The sequence below is a fragment of the Pseudomonas fluorescens genome, assembly GCF_000802965.1.
Taxonomy (GTDB): Bacteria; Pseudomonadota; Gammaproteobacteria; order Pseudomonadales; family Pseudomonadaceae; genus Aquipseudomonas; species Aquipseudomonas fluorescens_A.
The window spans coordinates 21,206-42,566 of record NZ_JSAK01000035.1 but is presented as its reverse complement, the minus strand read 5'-3'; the positions used below and the strand labels follow the sequence as shown (position 1 = coordinate 42,566).

General features: G+C 60.2%; 15 protein-coding genes. All 15 read left to right on the top strand.

The annotated features are described in order from the left end of the window. The first annotated feature begins 323 nt into the window (after window positions 1-323). The 15 genes from NL64_RS26325 (at window position 324) to tssA (ending at window position 21,213) form a co-directional block, all read left to right on the top strand. A complete protein-coding gene (locus NL64_RS26325; protein ID WP_034150999.1) occupies window positions 324-1,076 on the top strand; it encodes a hypothetical protein in 753 nt (250 codons plus the stop codon). A 68-nt stretch (window positions 1,077-1,144) separates the two neighbouring features. Beyond that, entirely contained in the window at window positions 1,145-1,678 is a 534-nt protein-coding gene (tssB, locus tag NL64_RS26320) for a type VI secretion system contractile sheath small subunit (protein ID WP_034150990.1), read from the top strand. A 10-nt stretch (window positions 1,679-1,688) separates the two neighbouring features. Further along, window positions 1,689-3,191: a type VI secretion system contractile sheath large subunit gene (gene tssC / locus NL64_RS26315; protein WP_034150989.1), complete on the top strand. Its 1,503-nt coding sequence runs from the start codon at window positions 1,689-1,691 to the stop codon at window positions 3,189-3,191. Between the two features lie 25 nt (window positions 3,192-3,216). Beyond that, complete coding sequence (tssE, locus tag NL64_RS26310; RefSeq protein WP_034150988.1) at window positions 3,217-3,699, top strand: type VI secretion system baseplate subunit TssE; 483 nt, start codon at window positions 3,217-3,219, stop codon at window positions 3,697-3,699. Beyond that, entirely contained in the window at window positions 3,699-5,531 is a 1,833-nt protein-coding gene (gene tssF, locus NL64_RS26305; protein ID WP_034150987.1) for a type VI secretion system baseplate subunit TssF, read from the top strand. Before tssE ends, tssF begins: the two co-directional genes overlap by 1 nt. Beyond that, window positions 5,495-6,565, top strand: coding sequence for a type VI secretion system baseplate subunit TssG (gene tssG / locus NL64_RS26300; RefSeq protein WP_034150986.1), 1,071 nt, complete (start codon window positions 5,495-5,497; stop codon window positions 6,563-6,565). The genes tssF and tssG overlap by 37 nt, the downstream gene beginning before the upstream one ends. After that, a complete protein-coding gene (gene tssH / locus NL64_RS26295; protein ID WP_034150985.1) occupies window positions 6,562-9,165 on the top strand; it encodes a type VI secretion system ATPase TssH in 2,604 nt (867 codons plus the stop codon). Before tssG ends, tssH begins: the two co-directional genes overlap by 4 nt. Window positions 9,166-9,188: 23 nt before the next feature. Continuing rightward, window positions 9,189-9,944: a type VI secretion system lipoprotein TssJ gene (gene tssJ / locus NL64_RS26290; RefSeq protein WP_080758139.1), complete on the top strand. Its 756-nt coding sequence runs from the start codon at window positions 9,189-9,191 to the stop codon at window positions 9,942-9,944. Beyond that, window positions 9,941-11,284: a type VI secretion system baseplate subunit TssK gene (tssK, locus tag NL64_RS26285; protein WP_034150984.1), complete on the top strand. Its 1,344-nt coding sequence runs from the start codon at window positions 9,941-9,943 to the stop codon at window positions 11,282-11,284. The genes tssJ and tssK overlap by 4 nt, the downstream gene beginning before the upstream one ends. Next, window positions 11,281-11,994 (top strand): type IVB secretion system protein IcmH/DotU, encoded by a 714-nt coding sequence (icmH, locus tag NL64_RS26280; protein ID WP_034150983.1) that lies wholly within the window; start codon window positions 11,281-11,283, stop codon window positions 11,992-11,994. Before tssK ends, icmH begins: the two co-directional genes overlap by 4 nt. A 30-nt stretch (window positions 11,995-12,024) precedes the next feature. After that, on the top strand, window positions 12,025-15,903 hold the full coding sequence (locus NL64_RS26275; RefSeq protein ID WP_034150982.1) for a type VI secretion protein IcmF/TssM N-terminal domain-containing protein: 3,879 nt from the start codon (window positions 12,025-12,027) through the stop codon (window positions 15,901-15,903). A gap of 31 nt (window positions 15,904-15,934) precedes the next feature. Next, window positions 15,935-16,861, top strand: a complete 927-nt coding sequence (gene tagF / locus NL64_RS26270; protein WP_034150981.1) for a type VI secretion system-associated protein TagF — start codon at window positions 15,935-15,937, stop codon at window positions 16,859-16,861. Continuing rightward, window positions 16,858-19,338 (top strand): type VI secretion system membrane subunit TssM, encoded by a 2,481-nt coding sequence (tssM, locus tag NL64_RS26265; protein ID WP_034150980.1) that lies wholly within the window; start codon window positions 16,858-16,860, stop codon window positions 19,336-19,338. The genes tagF and tssM overlap by 4 nt, the downstream gene beginning before the upstream one ends. Before the next feature lie 164 nt (window positions 19,339-19,502). Then, window positions 19,503-20,021: an Hcp family type VI secretion system effector gene (locus tag NL64_RS26260; protein WP_034150979.1), complete on the top strand. Its 519-nt coding sequence runs from the start codon at window positions 19,503-19,505 to the stop codon at window positions 20,019-20,021. Between the two features lie 94 nt (window positions 20,022-20,115). Continuing rightward, complete coding sequence (gene tssA / locus NL64_RS26255; RefSeq protein WP_034150978.1) at window positions 20,116-21,213, top strand: type VI secretion system protein TssA; 1,098 nt, start codon at window positions 20,116-20,118, stop codon at window positions 21,211-21,213. The last annotated feature ends 148 nt before the right edge of the window (window positions 21,214-21,361 follow it).

Below are 21,361 nucleotides of genomic sequence, written 5' to 3'. Positions count from 1 at the left end.
ATTAACTGGGTTTCGGAACTATCCGACAGACACATCCCACAAGTAATGGCAAGCCGACATCATTGCGGCGTGTAACAAAAACGAGAAAAAATCCGTTCTCGAATGAACTTTTCGATACGACGCGTTGCCATACACGGCGTTACTGGCAACTCGATATTCATTTGCCAGCATCACACTCCCGGTTATTCCTGGCAGTGTGTTTCTCTGATGACGATTACCAGTAATTAACCTCCCGTGGGCAGATGCCCATTTGAGAATCAAGTCACTCGACATGCTCCGGTTTTGATCCAGGAAGGCGTGGAGTGTTCAAGGACGATGTACCGATGACTCAAGCGTTTTTTGATGTTGAAGCATTGATCAAGCTGCGAAGCCAGACCCGGGCCATTTCCGATGCGCTGAAGGCGCAGGCCTCGGATTATCTGGCGACCCTGGCTTTGCTGATTCGTCCGCAGACGTTTTTCGGTGAGTACCTGCAGGGTGCGCAACGCAGCAGCGGGCGCGAGACCCAACACCATTTCAAGGAGCTCAAGGAGCTCTACGACCGCATCGGTTCGGGCGCTCCGTTCCAACTGGTCAATGAACTCGAAGTGCCGCTCAACCTGCTTAGCACCACTCCTCAGCTGTATGCGCTGGAGTACGACAAGGTGCTGTCCCAAAGCGGTCAAACCATCCGCATCACCAGCCCCGTGCGCTGGGTGGTCGGGTTCAGTTCGTTCGACCTGGCGCGCTTCCGTACCGTCATCAAAGACCCCAATCGCAGCAGCGCCGAGCTGTACCGCTTCGTGGTGCATTACCTGGTGCTGTTCTATTGCCTGAGCAAGTCGCCCGGCATCAGCCGCCTGCTCGAAGGCCTGCGCTTCCCCGTCAGTTTCGAACGCTTGAAGGACTTCGGCGACCTGCCCTTTTGCGTCATCAGCTCGCCGGTTCGTTCGCAATTGCCCGACGAGGCGGTGATCCGCAGCAGCACCCAGATCGCCGGCAACACCAGCTTCGAAGAGTTGGTGGGCTTTGAAAACATCATGGACATGAACGATGAAATCCGTCAGCGCCTGCTGCTGACGATCGAAGGAACGTAACGCGCTCGGCCACCCATTGAACCGACACGCAAACGACTTGCAGCGAATTGTTCGCACAGGAGATCACGATGGCGAAGAAGGAAAGTACCCAGCACAAACTCGACCGCGTTCGCGCGCCTCGGGTCCATATCACCTACGACGTGGATATCGGTGACGCTCAGGAAAAGAAAGAGCTGCCCTTTGTCGTCGGTGTGCTGGGCGATTTCTCCGGCAACCCGCTGGAGCCGCTGCCGAAGCTCAAGGACCGCAAGTTCATTTTCATCGACCGCGACAACTTCAACGGCGTGCTCAAGGGCATCAAGCCGCGCCTGACCTACCGCGTCGACAACACCCTGGCAAAAAACGGCACGCAACTGGGTGTCGAGCTCAACTTCAACGCCCTCGAAGACTTCGAACCGCAGAACGTGGTCAAGCAGGTCGAGCCGCTGCGCAAGCTGCTGGAAGTGCGCAACAAGCTGGCAGACCTGCGCAACAAGATGGGCGGCAACGACAAGCTCGAAGAGCTGCTCATGGACGTGTTGCAGAACACCGAGAAGTTGAAAACCCTGGGCAAGGAATTCGGTCGCGAAGCCGCCATTCCAGCCACCGACGGCAAAGCGTAGGAGCCTGACGATGAACGACAAGCAAACCGTGACTCAACAGGACAGCGAACTGGTTGAAGTGGAAAACTTCACCGCGCAATCCTCGCTGCTCGACAGCATCATTTCGCAAAGCCGCGTGGCCCGTTCCGAGACCGAGCGCACCCGCACCCGCGACCTGATCGGCGAGTTGGTCAACCAGATCCTTGAAGGCGAAATGACGCCGAGCAAGGACCTGATCGCTGTGCTCGATGCACGCATCGCCGAGATCGACGCGATGCTCTCCGAGCAGATGAACGAGATCATGCACGCCAGTGAATTCCAGCAGCTGGAAGCGTCCTGGCGCGGCCTGAAGTATCAGGTCGACCAGACTGAAACCAGCACCACGCTGAAGATTCACTTGCTCAATGCGTCGAAAAAAGACCTGGTGCGCGACCTCAAGGCCGCCTCCGAATTCGACCAGAGCGCGCTGTTCAAGAAGATCTACGAAGAAGAGTACGGCACTTTCGGTGGAGCACCGTTCGGCATGCTGCTGGGGGACTACGAGTTCAACCGCAGCCCGGAAGACATGTACCTGCTCGAAGAGATTTCCCACGTCGCGGCGGCCGCCCATGCACCGTTCATCTCGGCGGCCTCGCCTGAGCTGTTTGGCTGGGATTCGTTTACCGACATGTCCGGCCCACGGGATCTGGCGAAGATTTTCGACACCGTTGAATACGCCAAGTGGAAGTCGTTCCGCGCCTCCGAAGACTCGCGCTATGTCGGCCTGACCCTACCCCACGTGCTGGGTCGCCTGCCGTATGGCCCGGATACCACGCCGGTCGAGGAATTCAACTTTGTCGAAAGCGTCGATGGCCGCGACCACAACAAATACCTGTGGATGAACGCCGCCTACGCGCTGGGCACCCGGGTCACCGATGCGTTTTCCCGTTACGGCTGGTGCGTGGCAATCCGGGGTGTCGAAGGTGGTGGCCTGGTTGAAGGCTTGCCGACCCACACATTCAAGACCGACGACGGCGAAATCGCCCTCAAGTGCCCGACTGAAATCGCCATCACCGACCGCCGTGAGAAAGAGCTGTCGGACCTCGGTTTCATTCCGCTGGTGCACTGCAAAGGCACCGACTACGCCGCGTTCTTCGGCACCCAGTCGACGCAGAAACAGAAGCAGTACAACACCGACATTGCCAACGCCAACGCCCGCCTTTCCGCGCAGTTGCAGTACATCTTCGCCACATCGCGCATCGCGCACTACATGAAGGCGATCATGCGCGACAAGATCGGCAGCTTCGCCTCGCGCAAAGACGTCGAGCTGTTCCTCAACAAGTGGCTGTCGAGCTACGTGCTGCTGGACGACACCGCGAGCCAGGAAGCCAAGGCCAAGTTCCCGTTGCGCGAGGCGCGTGCCGAGGTGTTCGAGGTGCCAGGCAAACCAGGCGTCTACAAGGCTGTGACGTACCTGCGCCCGCACTATCAACTGGACGAACTGACCGCTTCGTTGCGTCTGGTCGCTGAATTGCCGCAATCAACCCGCGGCTGATCGAACACTTTGCCAGGAAGGCACCATGACCAGTCAACACAAGCTGTTGCCATCGCTGCTGGACCGATTGCTGGACGATCGTCCGCATCAATCCATCGAAGCGTCATCGCAACGCTTGTGTTCGCTGGCCGATTACAAGGCCAGCATCGTTCGCGACCTTGAAATCCTGGTCAACACTCGCCAGTCCCTGGTCGCCAACGAGCTGGACGGTTTCGTCAACCTGAGCGGTAGCATCCTCGACTATGGCATGCCGGATTTCACCAGCCGCAGCGTGCTTGATCCGAAGGATCGCCTGTTGATCCAGCGGCAACTGGAGAAGGCAATTACGGTCGGCGACCGGCGTTTTCGCAGCGTCAAAGTCCAACTGCTCGCGCAACAGACCGGCCAACGCATGCTGACCTTTCGCGTGGATGCGGTCTTGCGTCTGCAAGACGTCACCCGGCAGGTGTCCTTCGACGCCGTGCTGCAGGTCAACACCCAGGAATACAAAGTGCAGAACCTCAACTGATGCTCGACGATCTGCTGCCCTATTACGAAAAGGAACTGTCGCACCTGCGCTTTTTGGGCCAGGAGTTTGCGAGCCAGTATCCGAAAATTGCTTCGCGGTTGCTCATAGAGGGCGATAACTGCGAAGACCCGCATACCGAGCGCTTGATCGAAGCGTTCTCGTTCCTCTCTGCGCGGGTGCACAAAAAACTCGACGACGAGTTGCCGGAAATCGTCGAGTCGTTTCTCGAAGTGCTGTACCCGCATTACCTGCGCCCTACCCCGTCGATGTCGATCGTCGAGTTCAACCTGGGCAAGCAGGAAAAAGTCACCGAAGCCTTCCGCGTCCCCCGGCATACCGAGCTCAGTGCCAATCCGATTGATGGCGTGGTGTGTAAATTCCGCACCTGCTACCCGGTCGAACTGTGGCCGGTGGCGGTGCAACAGGCGTCGTTCATCGAGATGGAACGCTCGGCATTCAACGGCCACAGCGCTGACCTGGTCGCGCGCTTGCGCATCGGCCTGGCGGCGACGTCCGATGTGATGTTCGGCAAGATGGAGCTCGACAGCCTGCGGTTTTTCCTCGACGGCGAAAGCACGTTGATGCTGCAACTGTACGAACTGCTGTTCAACAACCTGGCCAAGGCCACGTTGACCTTCGAAGATCAGGGACGCACCCGCGAGGTCGCCTTGCCCGCCGGCGCATTGAAAGCCGTCGGTTACAGCCTGGACGAAGGCCTGGTGGACTACTCGGAACGTTCGTTCCTCGGTTACCGCTTGCTGCACGAATACTTCACCTTCCCCGACAAGTTCATGTTCTTTGACCTGTCCGGTTTCGCGCGCATTCTGGCGGGCAAGGAGATCGAGAAAGTCGAGGTCAATTTCTACTTTTCCGACTACGACCTCAGCGATCGCCTGGCGCGCCTGACACAGAATATCGGGCGCAATAACTTCAAACTAAATTGCACGCCGATCATCAACCTGTTCCGCCAGCAGGCCGAGCCGGTCAAGTTGACTCACGCCCAGCACGAATACGCAGTGACGCCGGATGTGCGCCTGCAAAGTTCGGCGGAAGTGGTGTCGATTGATCGCGTGCGGCGCGTGCGCAAGGTCGGTGGTATCGATCAGGTCGGCACTTGCCATCCGTTTTTCGAACCCCGGGGCGATCAAGGCCCCGGCCAAAGTTTCTGGATTGCCCGGCGCCGTGCGGTGCAAACCGGCCAGCGCGATGGCTCGAACGTGTTTATCCGGGTGGTGGATCGCGAACTGGGTTTGCTGGAGGCCAACAACGATACGTTGAGCATCCGCCTGACCTGCAGCAACCGTGACTTGCCGCTGATGCTGCCGTTCGGGGGCGAGCGCGGCGATTTCAATATTCCCGGCAACTCGGTGATCAAGGATATCCGCTGCCTGCGCAAACCCACCGCCACCGCCCGCGTGCCGTTGGGCAACGGGGTGATCTGGCGGCTGATTTCGCACCTGTCGCTGAACCACATGTCGCTGGTCTCCCGTGGTCGCGAAGTGCTGCTGGAGCTGTTGTCGCTCTACAACTACCGCAATGTGTCGGCCATCCGCAAACAGATCAACGGCATCGTCTCGGTGAGCAGCGAACCGGTGGTTGCACGCATCGGTCACCCGCGGCCGAACTTCGTGCGCGGCGTCGGCATCACCCTCAATTTCGATGAAAGCCAATACACCGGCAGCGGTGTGTTTTTGTTCGGCATGGTGCTCGATCACTTCTTTGGTCAGTACTGCTCCATGAACAGCTTTACCCAATTAACCCTTCGCACCTTGCAGCGCGAAAAGAGAGTCGTCCAATGGCCACCGCGAACCGGCGATCAACCTCTGGTCTGATTGACCAGGCACGGGCTGAGCCGCACCGATTCGAGTTTTTCCAATTGGTGCGCTTGCTTCGCCTGCATTACAGCAGAACCGGGCGCATGGACCTGGAAACCCGACCGCACGAAGACCCTCTGCGTTTTCGCTCGCAGCTGTCGCTCAACTTCCCGGCCAGTGAAGTCAGCGACTTGCAGTTCGAGCGCGAAGGCAAGGTGTCCGTGGCCGGCCTGCCGCTGTCCGAGGTGCAAGTCACGTTCATGGGTCTGGTGGGGCCGTCAGGTGTCTTGCCGCGCCCGTACACCGAGCTGTTGATCGAGCGACACATCCAGTACCGGGATGACGCGGCGCACGCCTTCCTCGACATCTTTTCGCACCGCATGACCACGCTGTTCTACGAGGCCTGGCAAAAGTACAAGTTTTACATCGAGTACGAGCGCAACGGCAGCTCGGATTTCGACCGTTACCTGCTCAACCTGGTGGGTTTCGGCCCCGAGGCGCAAAAGCAGAAATTCGACAAACAAGGCTCGCCCCTGCGCCGCGAATTGTTCAGCTATTTCTCCGGCCTGTTCGCCCAGAAGCCACGCAATGCGTTGAACCTGGAAGTGATGCTCAGCTTCTATTTTTCGCTGCCGTTCAAGGTCAAGCCGTTTGCCGGGCGCTGGCTGAAACTCGATGCCAGCCAATGCACGCAACTGGGTCGCAAGAACGCCGTGCTCGGGCAAAGCGCCGTCGCCGGCAACCGGGTCTGGGATTACCAATCCTGCGTGCGCATCGAAACGGGCCCACTGGAGCTGGCCGACTATCAACGCCTGCAACCGGGCGCCGACGACTACCAGAAACTGCTGGAACTGGTGCGTTTCTATGTCGGTGCCGAGCTCGACTTCCAGCTGGCGCCCAAGCTCAAACCCCAAGCCGTACCCGTCGCCCGCCTCGGTCGCCAGGGCAACGTTTCGCTGGGCCGGCTCGGTTGGCTCAAACGACCAGGCGTCGACGTGGAACCCACCCGTTGCGCGCTCTTCCACATTCCTTTTGATGGGGTCTCCCTGTGAACCTGAAGTCCCTGTTCGCCAAGCTGAACGACACCAGCCGCACCGCCACCGAAAGCGCCGCGGCGCTTTGTCTGTCGGAACACCACTACGATGTCGAAGTCGAGCACCTGTTGTTGCAGTTGCTCGACAGCAACGACAACGACCTGCCGGCCATCCTGCGCCATTACGACGTGGTGCCTGATCGCTTGCAGGCGCAATTGGTGACGGCACTGGGGACCTTCAAGAAAGGCAATACCCGCACCCCGGCGCTGTCCCCGCACCTGACTCGCATGATCGAGCAGGCGTGGGTGCTGGCCTCCATCGAGTTCGGCCAGGCGCAGATCCGTACCGGTCATCTGTTGCAAGCCTTGCTCGATGACGATGAGCTGCGCCGTGTGGTGATCGCGGGTGCGGCCGAGCTGGAGAAGATCAACGCTGACGACTTGCGCGTAAACCTCAACGCGTTGGTAGAAGGCAGTGCCGAGTCGAAGCAAGCCAAGCCGCTGGACACTTCCGGCGGCTCCAGCGCCAACCCGGTGAAAGGCAACGGCAAAACCCCGGCCCTCGATCAATACACCATCAACCTCACGCAAAGTGCGCGCGAAGGCCGGATCGACCCGGTGCTCGGTCGCGAGTTCGAGGTGCGGCAGATGGTCGACATCCTCACCCGCCGCCGCCAGAACAACCCGATCCTCACCGGTGAAGCCGGCGTCGGCAAAACCGCCGTGGTCGAAGGCCTGGCGCTGCGCATCATTCAAGGTGACGTGCCGTCAGTGCTCAAAGGCGTGGCCATCCACACCCTGGACCTGGGCTTGTTGCAGGCCGGTGCCGGGGTGAAAGGCGAGTTCGAAAACCGCCTCAAGTCAGTCATCGAAGAAACCAAACGCAGCCTGCACCCGATCATCCTGTTTATCGACGAAGCGCACACCCTGATCGGTTCGGGCGGCCAGGCCGGGCAGAACGATGCCGCCAACCTGCTCAAGCCAGCCTTGGCTCGCGGCGAACTGCGCACCATCGCGGCGACCACCTGGGCCGAGTACAAGAAGTACTTCGAGAAGGATGCCGCCCTGGCCCGCCGTTTCCAGGTGGTGAAGGTCGAAGAGCCGGACGAAGACAAGGCGATCCACATGCTGCGTGGCCTGCTGGCCAAGATGCAGGAACACCACAAAGTCACGGTGATGGACGAAGCGCTGGTGCAGGCCGTGCGCCTGTCCAATCGCTACATCACTGGGCGCCAGTTGCCGGACAAAGCCGTCAGCGTGCTGGACACCGCTTGCGCCCGGGTTGCCTTGGGGCAATCGGCGCAGCCGGGGCCGCTGGAAGATTGCAAGCGTCAGATCGACAACTTGCAGGCGGAAATCTCGGTACTGCAGCAGGAAGCCGCCAAAGGCAGCGACCATGCCCGACGCCTGACCACCCTCAACGCCGAGTTGCTGAGCGAACAGCAAACCCGCGACGCCCTCGAGCAACAATGGCAACGCGAGTTGCAACTGGTGGAGCAACTGGGTGCCCTCAGCCACCCGGAAAATCAATCACCCGATGCGATCGAGATTGCCGCCGTACGCGCCGAACTGGCCAGCGTCCAGGGCGAGCAACCGCTGGTGCATGCCCTGGTCGATGGCGGCACCATCGGTGAAGTGATCTCCGGATGGACCGGCATTCCCCTAGGCAAGATGCTGCGTGACGAAATCGAAACCGTGCAGCGCCTGCCTGCACTGCTGGGTGAACGCGTGCTCGGCCAGGACCACGCGCTGCACGAAATCGGCAAGCGCATCAAGATTTCCCGCGCGCGCATGGAAGACCCGAACAAACCGATCGGCGTGTTCCTGTTGCTTGGCCCAAGTGGCGTCGGCAAGACCGAAACCGCACTGGCGCTGGCCGACACCCTGTACGGCGGCGAACGCAACGTCATCACCATCAACATGTCCGAGTACCAGGAAGCCCACACGGTCTCCAGCCTCAAGGGCTCGCCACCGGGTTACGTCGGTTATGGCGAGGGCGGCGTGTTGACCGAAGCCGTGCGACGCAAGCCGTACAGCGTGGTGCTGCTCGATGAGGTGGAAAAGGCCCACCCGGACGTGCTCGAACTGTTTTTCCAGGTGTTCGACAAAGGCGTGCTGGATGACGGCGAAGGTCGCGAGATCAACTTCCGCAATACCGTGATCATCCTCACGTCCAACACCGGTACCGACCGCATCATGCAGTGGTGCCTCAATGCACAGCCGCAACCGACACCGGAAGCGATCGTCGAAGGGCTGCGTGACGAGTTGAATCAGGTGTTCAAGCCAGCCTTCCTCGGCCGCCTGACCATCGTCCCGTACTACCCGGTCAAGGACGCGATCCTGGAGCGCATCGTCGCGCTCAAGCTGGAGCGCATTCGCCAGCGTTTCGAGCGCAACCATCAGGCCGTCCTCAGCTATGACGAGGCGCTGGTCAAAGCCATCGCCTCGCGCTGCACCGAGGTCGACAGCGGCGCCCGCAACATCGACAACATTTTGTCCAAGACCCTGATGCCGGAACTGGCGCAACGGGTGCTGGAGCGCATGGCGCAGGACAAACCGATTCAGAGTTTGAACATCGAGTTGGGCAGCGATGGCGATTTCGCCTATCGCCTGATCTGAGCGGGCATTTACAGGTAGTGGTCATGGACAAGAGATATTCAGGGAAGCGTCCCGAAAAAACGGCGTTGGCCAAATGCCTGACGGCGGTGGCGATGATGGCGGTACTGAGCGCCTGTGGCGTCACCGACCGAGTCGGCAAGCGGGTCGACAATACCTGGGCCGGCGACATGCTGTTCGAGGATAACGAGAAGGTCATCCTGACGTCCGACGGCGGCAACCAGCTCAATCCCGACGCGTCCGGCAAACCGCTTTCGGTGGTGCTTCGCGTGTACCAGCTGACATCGCTGGAACGCTTTGCATCGGTGGATGCCGACTCGCTGTGGGACGACCCGCAAAAGGCCCTCGGCAATACCTTGATCGAAAACCGCGAAATCACCTTGTTGCCGGGCATGGGCCAGGTCGACAAATGGCCGCTGAACAAGGCCGCAGGTTATGTCGGCGTCGCGGCTTTTTTCCGCACTGACGAGAACAGCCGCTGGAAGGTCGCGTTTGACGCCAACTCCCTGCGCAAGGACGGCATCTGGTTCTCATCCGATGGCCTGCGGGTGCTGGTGGACAACAACACGGTGTCCGCCGTCAGCGGCGTCGACGTGCTGAACAAACCCAAGACCGAAGAGCAGCTCGCCAAAGCCTCCGCCCTGCCCGAGCAACCGGCCCAGCCAACGCTGATCCTACGGGTTCAGGACGTCGTGATTGAAAAGGCTCAGGACCAGGCCGCCGGCTCCGCGCAAAAAGCGCTGGACTCAAAATTGAATTCATTATTGGAAGGCGCTCAATGAGTAAGCAAAGCCGGGTGATGTGGTCCGAAGGCATGTTCCTTTTGCCACAACATTTCCAGTATCAGGATGAGTTCCACCAGCATCAGCTGGCGCAGGCGACGCTGCGCAACACACCCTTTCACTGGGGCGTGCAGTTGCTGGAAGTGGACGAGGAAGCCCTCGCCACCGGTTCCCTGCAGCTCAAGCGACTGAAACTGGTGTTTCCCGACGGCAGCCTGTTCGACGCGCCGCAGCATGATCCGCTGCCGGCGGCCCGCGACTTGAAGGACCTGCTCAAAGGCAACGACCTGAAGGTCTACGCCGCGCTGAAACTGCCTGAGCCCTTCGGCCTGAATTACGTCGAAGACGGCCAGGAGCAAAAGACCGGCCGACGTTTTCGCAAGCAGTTCGACACCTTGCCGGACCTCAACGAAGGCGACCTGGAAAACGAAATCACCAGCCTGCGTCTGAACGTGGTGATGCTGATCGACGGCGACAATCTGGATGGCTACACCTGGTGCCCGATTGCCCGGCTGTCGCGCAACAACATCGGCGGTTTCAACCTCGACGGGCATTTCGTGCACCCGACGCTGCACCTGGGCACCCATGACACCCTGATCGGGCTGGGCAAGCGTTTGCTCGGTGCCTTGCAATCGAAAAGCAAGGCGCTGTCCGGCCGTCGTCGCGAGCGTGCGGATCAGATCGCCGAGTTCGGTTCGAGCGACGTGACCCTGTTCTGGCTGTTGAACACGGTGAACCGTGCCCATCCGAGCCTGGCGCACCTGCTCGCGCACCCGCGTTTGCACCCCGAGCGTTTGTATCTGTTCCTGGCAGAACTTGCCGGCGGGCTGCTGACGTTTTCGCTGGACACCCAACTCAACGACATCCCCGAGTACGACCACCACGACCCGGCCGCCTCGCTGGTCAAGCTCGACGAGATGATTCGCGTGCTGCTCGACAACGTGGTGCCGAACCAGTGCGTGGTGATCAACCTGACGCAAACCAAACCTTCGTATTGGCAAGGGCAGTTGCACGATCCACGTCTGGCGGAGGCGGATTTCTACATTTCCGTGCACGCCGACATGCCGGGCGCAAGCCTGCTGGAGCTGGTGCCGCGGGCGTTCAAGGTCGGCTCGCCGGAGGACATCGAAGTGGTGGTCAACAGCGCCATGCCGGGCGTCACGCTCAATCACTCGACCCGCCTGCCCAATGCGATTCCGGTGCGACTGGACAATCACTACTTCTCCATCGAGCCCCACGGCCGGGTCTACGAACGAATGATGAGTGCCCAGGCCATTTCTTTCTATGCGCCCAGTGCGTTCACCAACCTCAAGCTTGAACTGATGGCGGTACTCAAATGACCGAAGCCGTACTGCAAGGCGCCGTTGCGGCTGCCCGTGAAAAACCGACGCTAAAAGACCTGGTGCAGGACTTCATCAGCATGGCGCTGATCGTGCGCAAGGGCCGCCAAGTAACCTCGGTCAGCGCCTTTGAAGCGAGCGTCGACACCTTCTTCAAGGCACTGGAAAGCGATGCCCGCAGCGCCAATTACAGTGTTGAACAGGTGAAGGACACCCAGTACGCCCTGTGTGCGTTCCTCGATGAAAGCGTGTTGCGCTCCGGGGACAACGAGTTGCGCCGCCACTTTGAATTGCAGCCCTTGCAGTTCCGCTATTTCGGCGTGCACCTGGCCGGCGAAGGCTTTTTCGAAAAGATCGATTCGTTGCGTGGCGATGTGAAACAGAACCTCGATGTGCTTGAGGTTTACCACCTGTGCCTGGCGTTGGGTTTCGAAGGCAAATTCAGCCTTGGGCAAAAAGACCAGCTGCGTTACCTGGCCAATACCCTGGGCCAGGACATCGCGCGTTTTCGCAAGACACCCAAGGCACTCTCGCCCGACTGGGCACTGCCAGACCAGGTCTCGCAGATGCTGCGCCATGAAGTCCCCCTCTGGCTCTACCTCGCGCTGATTGCGCTGGTCTGCGTGGGTGTTTACCTGACGCTGGACTGGTTGCTGGGCAAGGACGTAGCCGCGTTGTCCGAACAAATCAGCCAGCTGTTCAGTGCCTGAATACAGGTCAGGTAACCGAGTCAGGAAGACATGAAAACATTATTGCGTTTGTTGAAAAGCTTTTGGTTCCTCATCCCCGTCCTGTGGCTGGCAAGCCTGGCGGTCAGTTGGTTCGCGGCCCCGCGCGTGAGTTGGCTGCGCGGTTATGCACTGGAGACGATGGCGATCGTCAGCGCCTTCTACCTGCTGATCATTGTGCTGCGTCAGTACAAGCGTATCCGGGCTGAACACAACCTTGAAAACCTGGTACAGATCGAAGTTGATCGCTCGCTCAATGGCGCCGGTGAGTTCCGCGACCAGCAAGTGCTGCGTGAGCGGCTCAAGCACGCCATCGCCATGCTGCGCGCCGATCGCTCGGCCGGTGGCGGCGGTTCGTCGGCACTTTACGATTTGCCGTGGTATCTAGTCATCGGCATGTCGGCCGCGGGCAAGACCTCGTTGCTGACCCGCTCAGGGCTGTCCGCAAACATTGCCAGCAGCGCCAACGACACCGAAAGCGGTACCCAGCATTGCGATTGGTATTTCAGCCCCGAGGCCGTGATGATCGACACGGCCGGCCGTTACCTGCGCGACGACCCGTCGGCCAGCGAATTCGCCGCCTTCCTGCGCATGCTGAAAAAGCAGCGCAGCAAGGCCGCGGTCAATGGCCTGGTGTTGGTGGTCAGCCTGCCGGAACTGCTGGCCTGCAGCGCTGCCGAGCGTAATGAACTCGCCGCGCAACTGGTCTCGCGCATAGAGGAATACAACGATTGCCTGGAGGCCAACCCGCCGATTTACCTGATGCTGAGCAAGACCGACCAACTGCCGGGCTTCAGCCAGGCGTTCGAAGGCCTGGACCTGAACGAGCGCCAGCAACCGCTGGGCATGACCTTCGGTTTGTCCGAGATCCGTAATCAGGGCCTGCGTCCCGTGCTGGACGCCAAGCTGGCCAACCTGCACGGCCACATCCGTCGTCACGTCGACGCGCAGATGATTGCATTGGGTGCCGATGCCAACAGTGCATTGCTGAACTTCCCGAACTATTTCGCCGAGTTGTCGGGCGTGCTGGAACAGTTTCTCCAACACTTCGCCGAGACCCGTCGCAGCGGCGCGCCACTTCTATTGCGCGGACTGTATTTCACCAGCGCCTTGCAGACCGATCAGCAACTGAGCCAGGTGTATGAAGATGACCTGGCCGAATCGTTCGCCTTGCAGCCCGCTCCCGAGCACGACAATCAGGCACAAGGCAGCGGCAAGAAAATCAGCGACCGCAGCTACTTCATCACCGACACGTTCCGTCGGGTGATTTTCCCCGATCGCGACTTGACCCTCTACCAGTCGCGTTTCGGCAAGAACAAGTCCGCCAGCCCTGCCCTGCTGGGTCTGGCTCTGCTGGCGGGTGTGGCGTTCATTGGTTGGCAAGCCCTGTCGTTCCAGAACAACCGCCAGTGGCTGGCGACACTGCGCGAGCAGCTGACCGAACTGCAACAATCGCCGGACAGTGCGCGGTTACTCGCCTCGGGTCACGGCCTGGAACTGCTGCGCGAGCAACTCACTGCCATCGAGAAGCACCGCGCCAAAGGCGTGCCGCTGCAACTCGGCGCCGGCTTGTACCGGGGTGACGATGTTTATCGCGTCGCACAGACCGCCTACTTGCAGCAACTGCGCACTCAGGCGCTGGAGCCGATCACCCTGCAACTGCAATTGCAGATGCGCGCGTTCAATGAGTTCGCCAAAACCATGGACCCGCAGAACAACTTTGCGCCTGCGACGGCCAAGGCCGGCTCCGCCAAAGCCCGTTTGCAGGGGCAGAAACTGCCGACCCGCCTGAATAACCTGCCGCGCAGCACCGGTGATGTTGCCGGTCGCCTGAACGGGGCTGCCAGGGGCGCGGTAAACAAGGTTCGTGGCGAAGCACTGACAGCGCTGCGCAACCCGGCCACCGCGAGCGATGCCGCTGAACTGTCGGCGACCACCGGCGGGCTTTCGCTGTCCGAAGAAATGTTGGGCCGACTCGATGAGCGCCAGGTCGCTTCAATTATTGAGTCGTACAACGCACTCAAGCTCTATCTGATGCTGACCCAACCTGCGACCCATCCCGATCCAGAGTTCGTGAGCGCTGCGTTGCCGGTGGCCTGGGCCAACACCGCCAGCACCGACAACGCGGTCAGCAGCGCAGTGATCCAGGACAATGCGCCGGTGTATGTGCAATTGCTCAAGAGTGGTCAGGCGCCGACCTTGTCGCGCAACGAACAGCTGATCAGTGAAACCCGCAACAGCCTGAAGTCGTTCATGATTTCCAGCTCGCTGGTGGACCGCGAATACCTGCGCCTGCAACTGGAATCGAGTCGCCAGTTTCCGGCGGTCGGCTTGAGCGATCTGGTGCCCTTGCCGGGCCGTCAGTTGCTGTACGGCACAGAAGCGGTCCCCGCGATTTTCACCCGCCAGGGCTGGGAGCAATTCGTCAAGCCGGAGCTGATCAAACTGGTGTCGGGCAACCTGCAAAATGAATCGGACTGGGTGCTCGACGGCGAAGGCGCCGACAGCATTGTGCAGAAGGCCAATTTCATCCGTGAGTTCATGACGCGCTACAAGCGCGACTACACACAGGCCTGGTACACCCTGATCGACAGCGTCGGCGTTCGCCATTTCACTGACATGGCCAATGCGACCCAACAACTGTCGCTGCTTAGCGACGTGCAGAACTCGCCGGTGAAAATCCTCCTGGCGGCGGTCAATGACAACACCCAGTGGGATGTCCCTGCCCCCCGCGAAACCCTGCAAGCGGGCATCAAGCCCGATGACGGATTCTGGAGCAGCGTCACCGGCATTTTCGATGGCAAGAATGCATCGCCGAGCTCGCTGATTTCGCCTTTGCCGGCGGTTGACGACGGCAGCCTGGCGAAGCGCTTCGAGCCGGTATCGCGGGTGTTCGCCGTGCAAAACGCCGAAGGCGCCGACAGTACGATCATGGACCGCTACCTGGCGGCCTTGCGCAAACTCAAGGTGCGGATGAACAACATTCAGCGCTCACAGGACGTCGGTAAAAGCAGTAAGCAGCTGATCAGCGAAACCCTTGAAGGGCTGCCGAGCGAAGTGACCAGCGTGCGCAACTATGTCGAGACCACCGTCGACACCAGCCAGGGTGGCCTGTCTACTGCGTTGCAGGGCCTGTTCAGCCTGCCGATCCAGTTTGCCTGGGAAACCTTGCGTGACCCTGCCGGCCAACAGATTGCCAAGGCCTGGGCACAGCAGATTGCCAAGCCGTGGGAACAGGTCATGGCGCACCGTTATCCGATCGCGCCAGGCAGCCGCAACGAAGCGTCGGTCAAGGACTTGCAGCGTTTCGTCGACCCGGAATCCGGGCTGCTGCCGAACTTCAAGCGTAACGAAATCGGCAACCTGTCCGGTGGCGAAGGCCTGGGCATGAGCAGCGACAGCAAGGCCACGCCGCTGGTCAACCCGAACATGGTCAACAGCATCGACAAGGCCAGCTCGTTGGGCCAGGTGATTGCCAGCCTGTCGGACCGCGACAACGGCTTCGAGATCATGCTCGAACCTTCCGCCAGCCTGACCGACATCATCTTCACCCTCGATGGCCAGGTGCAGCACTACCGTAACGGCAAGACCAGCTGGAGCCGCTTCTCGTGGCCGGGCACGACCACCACGCCGGGCGCACGCCTGGATGTGGTCACCCTGACCGGCGAGCGCGTCACGGTGTTCGACTACCCGGGCCGTTGGGGCCTGCTGCGCATGAACGACAGTGCACGGGTCAGCGATCTGGACGGTATTCAACAACGTTTCAGCTGGAACACCAGCAGCGGCCCGGTCAGCCTCGCCGTGCGCAACTACGGTGGCGTCAAGCTGACGGACCTGGCCAACGTCAAGGCCTTGAGTGCGCTCAACGCCAAAGAAGGTCGTCCGCTGTGATCCGCCGAATCTTGAATCAGGGATACGGCCAATGATCGGCTGCTTCGGAAAAGTCCCCGCGAGCCCGGACTTCGTCAGCCTGCAAGGTGCAGGCGACGACGTCTGCGAGTTCGACGGCTGGCTGCAAGGCGCGCTCGCCGCCTTGCAGCACCGCGAAGACTGGCGCGAACTGTTCGACGCGTTGCCGGTGTGCTTTTTCAGCTACCGCGCGCGCAGCGGTAACTGGATGCTGGGCGGGCTGATCAGCTCGAAAGATTCGAGTGGACGACGCTATCCGTTTTTCATTTTCCAGACCCTCAAGGCCAGCGATGCCGAGCCTCTGGTCAATCCGTTCACCCTCGGCGAACTGTTCAGCGGGCAGATCAGGCCTCTGCTGCACATGGCCGTCCATGGCGAAAGCACTTCGGTGCTGTTCGAACGCATCAAGGCCCTGCGCCCATTACAAGGCCAGGACTTCGAGTTGTTCCGGCGCGTGCATGACAAGTTTCTGGTGAATTTCAATCTGCGCGACATCAGTACCGCGCTCGAAGGTGCCTACCCGGAGTTCGTCACCAACGCCGTGCTTACCCGACTCCAGGCCCTCAGACGGCACCTGTCTCACCCAACGCCGATCGGCATCGCCCTGCCCTTGCCGGCAGAAAGAGGCCTGAAGAATCCGACCGCCGATTTGTGGGTCACCTGGCTGACGCACATGACGCCTGAACGCTCGGTGCCACAGGTCAACCTGTTGGCCGATGACTTCATGCGCCCGAGGCTGATCTGTTTTGCCTCACGCCAGACCTGCGATGCCTACCGCGTGCTGACGGGGATCAGTGAGCGTTCGCAAAGCTACGACGTTCTGGCTTCTTTCGATGCCTTCGACGAGCACCACCGCACACACGCCTTTCCCGAAATCGACCGCCCTCTGGGTGACGTTATCGACCGTTTTGTCGATGCCCTGGATTCGAAGTCCGTATGAACAAGATCAAGTATTACTTCTTGCGCTATCAACCCTACATTCTCGGGGTGTGCTTTTTCCTCACGATCTTCGTGGTGTGGGGCATCGGGCGGGCGTTTGATTTCAGTTCGCTCAACAGCCTGCTGAGCGGCATTGGCGTGTTCCTGGTGCTGTCGGCCGGCTACGTTTTGCTGCTTTATCGAGGCGTGTCCCGGCATCACAACCTCGAAGGATTGCTGCGCGAAGATGCCGATCAAGCCGTGTTGAACGCGAGCCCGGCAGATCGCGAAGAGGTCAGCCTGCTGCGCGAGCGCCTGCTGCAAAGCATCGAGCGCTTGCACAGCAACAAGCCCCGAGGCAGCAACGCCAAGGACGCGCTGTATGCCCTGCCCTGGTACCTGGTGGTCGGTCAGCCGGCGGCAGGCAAGAGCACCATGCTCTACCAGTCGGGTCTCAACTTCCCCTACGCCGAGCGCGAAGGTGTGCGGGTCGCGGGCCTGGGTGGCACGCGCAACTGCGACTGGTTCTTCAGCTCCGAAGCGGTCCTGCTGGACACCGCCGGCCGCTACATGAACAACCAGGAAGAGGCCGGCAAATGGCGGGCCTTCCTTCAATTGCTGCGCCAGCATCGCCAGCGCCGGCCACTCAATGGCCTGATCGTCACCGTCAGCATTCACGACATTCTGCAATCCTCGCTGGAAGATCAGGAGCGTATCGCCAAGCGCCTGCGCGAACGCATTCAGGAAACCCATGCCCTGCTGGAAGTGCGACTGCCGGTCTACCTGGTGTTCACCAAGTGCGACCTGGTCCCGGGTTTCGCCCCCTTCTATCGCCAGCTGGATGAAACCGCGCGCGGCGACGTCATGGGCAAGACCTTTTCCCACAAAGGCTACGAGCAGGCCGATTGGGGGCAGCGCTTCGGTGCGGCGATGGACGAGTTGGTCGGCTACTGGCAACAGGTAGCAAGCCAGCAGTTGGTGACCCAGGACATCCAGATCACCCGACAGGATTCATCGGTGTATCGGTTCCCGCTGGAACTGGCGGCGCTCAAACCACGGCTGCAACTGTTCGTCGATGCGCTGTTGCGCGCCAACCCTTATCAAAGTGCGGAACTGCTGCGCGGCTTCTATTTCACCAGTGCGCTGGACGCAGACCAGCCGGATTTGGGTGGACACGCACGGCAGGTGACAGAGCGTTTTTCCCTGGAAGGTGATCGGGAGATCGCCAACGGTCACGCGCAACCGCGTCCATTGTTCATCAACAGTCTGTTCCGCAAAGTCATCATTCCCGACCAGCACCTGGTGGCGCTGTACACCACCAACCATCGCGAACGTCGGCGCAAAGCGGCATGGATCGGCGGTGCCGGCCTGGTCGCGGTGCTGCTGTGCAGCCTGTTGAGCTGGTCGTACATCAATAACCGCAACACCCTGCAAACCCTCTCGGCAGAGCTGACCCAGGCCGCTGCCGACGATCGCTCGACCTCCGGCCAATACACCGATTGGCAAACCCTTGATCGCCTGCGCTTCTGGACCGCGCATTACTACGCCCGGCACCACGACGAAGGCGTTCCACTGCGCATGCGCCTCGGGCTTTACCAGGGCCATAAGGTTGAGCCAATGGTGCGCAGCCAGTATTTCGATCGGCTGGAAACCGTGATGCTCAAACCCACGGCCGACAACCTGACCCGCTCGCTGTATCTGCTGACCACGCTCAAGGTCTATCAGCGCAATGCCAAAGAGTTGATGCCGGTGACAGGCGTGGACAGCGTCGAGCCCAAGGCGTTACCGAACGACAACCGCGCGCAATCCATTGCCGCGTTCGGCAAGGCAACACTGGACACCTACGTCATGCTGTCGCGTGCGCAACGCGAGAAGGCCGACCCGGCGTTCCTGAAAGCGAAAATCCCGGATTACTGGTATCCGGCGATTGCCCGCCAGGTCGGCAGTACCGCGGTTGCCTCCACCCATCAGGACTATGAGTTCGCCAGCCGGCAGATCAATTTCTACAGCGATCAGATTCACGAGCCGGACGTGCCGCGGATCCTCGACAACGCGTTCCTGATCTCCAGCTCGCGCAACTACATCAACAGTTTGCTCACGCAGTCGTTGCGCTCGATCGAAACCATCACGCTGGAGTCGGACACCCTGTTCGCCTTTGGCCGTGCCGACTTCCAGAGTCTGAAGAATGAAGGTCAAGGCCAGCTGAGTGCGATTGCCGGCAAGCTGCTCAGCACGCCCAACATTGGAAAAATCATCATCGCCGGGCACGCCGATCAACTCGGCGATCCACAGGGCAACCTGCAGGTTTCCAAACTACGGGCACAAACCATCAAGACTTATCTGGTGGGCAAAGGTGTTCCCGGCGAGCTGGTAGAAGCGGTCGGCGAAGGCAGCAACAAGCCTTTGGTCAAGTGCGATATGCAGCAGCCAAGGGCTCAGCTGATTCACTGCCTGGAACCTAACCGGCGGGTAGAAATCGAAGTGCGCGCACTCAACTGAGGATGCCGCGCCTGTTGCAAGAAAAACCGGTGCCTGGGTCATCTCGACGTTGACCGAGGCTGCCGTAACACACCTCTCTTGATTGTTTCAAAGAGGTTAAAACGAAGGGTTGTGATCTGGTTGCAGGTGACATCCCTTTAAATGAAGGTAAGGAGAAATTAGAAATGGCATTTGACGCATACATCCAGATCGACGGCATTCCAGGTGAAGTACTGGACGACAAACACAAGGATTGGATCGAAGTGTTGGGCTACGAGTACGGCGCAACCCAGGCCACTTCCGCGACTGCCAGTTCGTCGGGCGGTGCTTCGTCGGAGCGTGTGGCGCTGAGCGACTTCAGCATCCGCAAAGCCGTGGACAAGGCTTCTGCCAAGCTGTTCGAAGCCTGCTGCAAAGGCACGCACATCGCCAAGATCCAACTGAATGTGAACCGCGCTGGTGGTGACAAGGTGACCTACCTGACCATCAACCTGGAAGAAGTCGTGGTGTCTTCGGTCAAAGCGGTCGCCGGTGGCAGCCAGAACGGTGAAGACAAATCGGTTGGCGACCTGCCGATCGAAGAAATCAGCTTCAACTTTGCCCGCATCAAAACCACCTACACCCAGCAGAGCCGTGCCGATGGCCAGGGCGGCGGCAACGTCACCGGTGGTTGGGATCGCACTGCCAACAAGGTTTTCGCATAAAACCGTGGCAATGACGGGCCGCCCCGGCGGCTCGTTTTCAGCACCGTGCCTGCCGGGCAGGCACGGTGTTCTTTTATTTTGATCAGAGTTTCCTATGTCTGAATTTCTCAACGACCTTTCGCTGGCCGAACTGACCGCGCCCATCAATGAGGGGAGCGGCGAAGACTTGAGCTTTTCCGCCTTGTTCGATCAGGTGAAAGAAGCGCGGCGAGCAGACCCCGATTATTTGACCCAGGGTGACTGGCAAACGGATCTGAAGTCCTCTGACTGGGATCTGACCATCACCCTGGCTGCCCAAGGCCTGGCTCGACAGAGCAAGGACCTGATGCTTGTCGCCTGGCTCAGCGAAGGGCTGGCGCACCAGTACCATTTCAGCGGTATCACCTTTGGCCTGACGCTGGCCGAACGCATTCTGGATAACTTCTGGGCCGATCTGTTTCCATCCCTCGAAGACGGCGTCGACGAGCGCGCTGCCCGTCTGGCGTGGATGAAGACCACCCTCGCCGATGTGGTGGGCGGTCTGCCCATCACCCAGGGCCAGCAATACGGTTTGCTTCGTTATGACGAATCCAGGCATGTCGAAAACCTGGCCCTGCAAAGCCCTCAGGCCATGCGCGCCGCCCTCGACGAAGGCAAGATCAACGCCGAGGTGTTCCAGCGCTCGGTGGTGCTGACCGACTCGGATCACCTGCGCCGCAAAGCCGGCGAAATTGCCGCCAGCCTGAGCGCCTGCCAGCAATTGCAGAGCACCGCTGACCGGCTGTTCGGCCATGACGCGCCGAGTTTTGCCGGGCTCCATGACGTGTTGTCCCGTGCCGGCCAACTGGCCGAGAAACTGCTCAAGGATCGCGGTATCGAACTGAACCCGACCCCGGTCGCGCCTACCCCGACCGTCTCCGAAAGCGCTGGCGCACAACCCACAGGTGCTGCAATGACCCAGACCCAGCAGGACATCCCCGTCACGCCGTTGCGCACCACGCCCCAGACCCGCGACGAGGCGTTCACCCTGCTGGCGGGAATCGCGCAGTTCTTCAAGCAGACCGAGCCCCAGAGCCCCGTCCCTTACCTGATCGAACGCGCGATCAAATGGGGCAACATGCCGCTCGAAGGTTGGCTCAACGATGTAATCAAGGACAGCAATGTGGTGGACAACATCCGTGACGTGCTGGGGACAAAGGAAGCGAAGTCCTGATCCGACCCAGAAGGTCGCAGGACGCAAAAAATGCGGGCAAAAAAAATCCCGGGCAGCTGATGGACGCCCGGGACTTAAAAATGCATAAACCGTGGTGGTGAACGCGGCGCGGATATTACGCAATGTTTCGCGCTGTAACAAGATATTT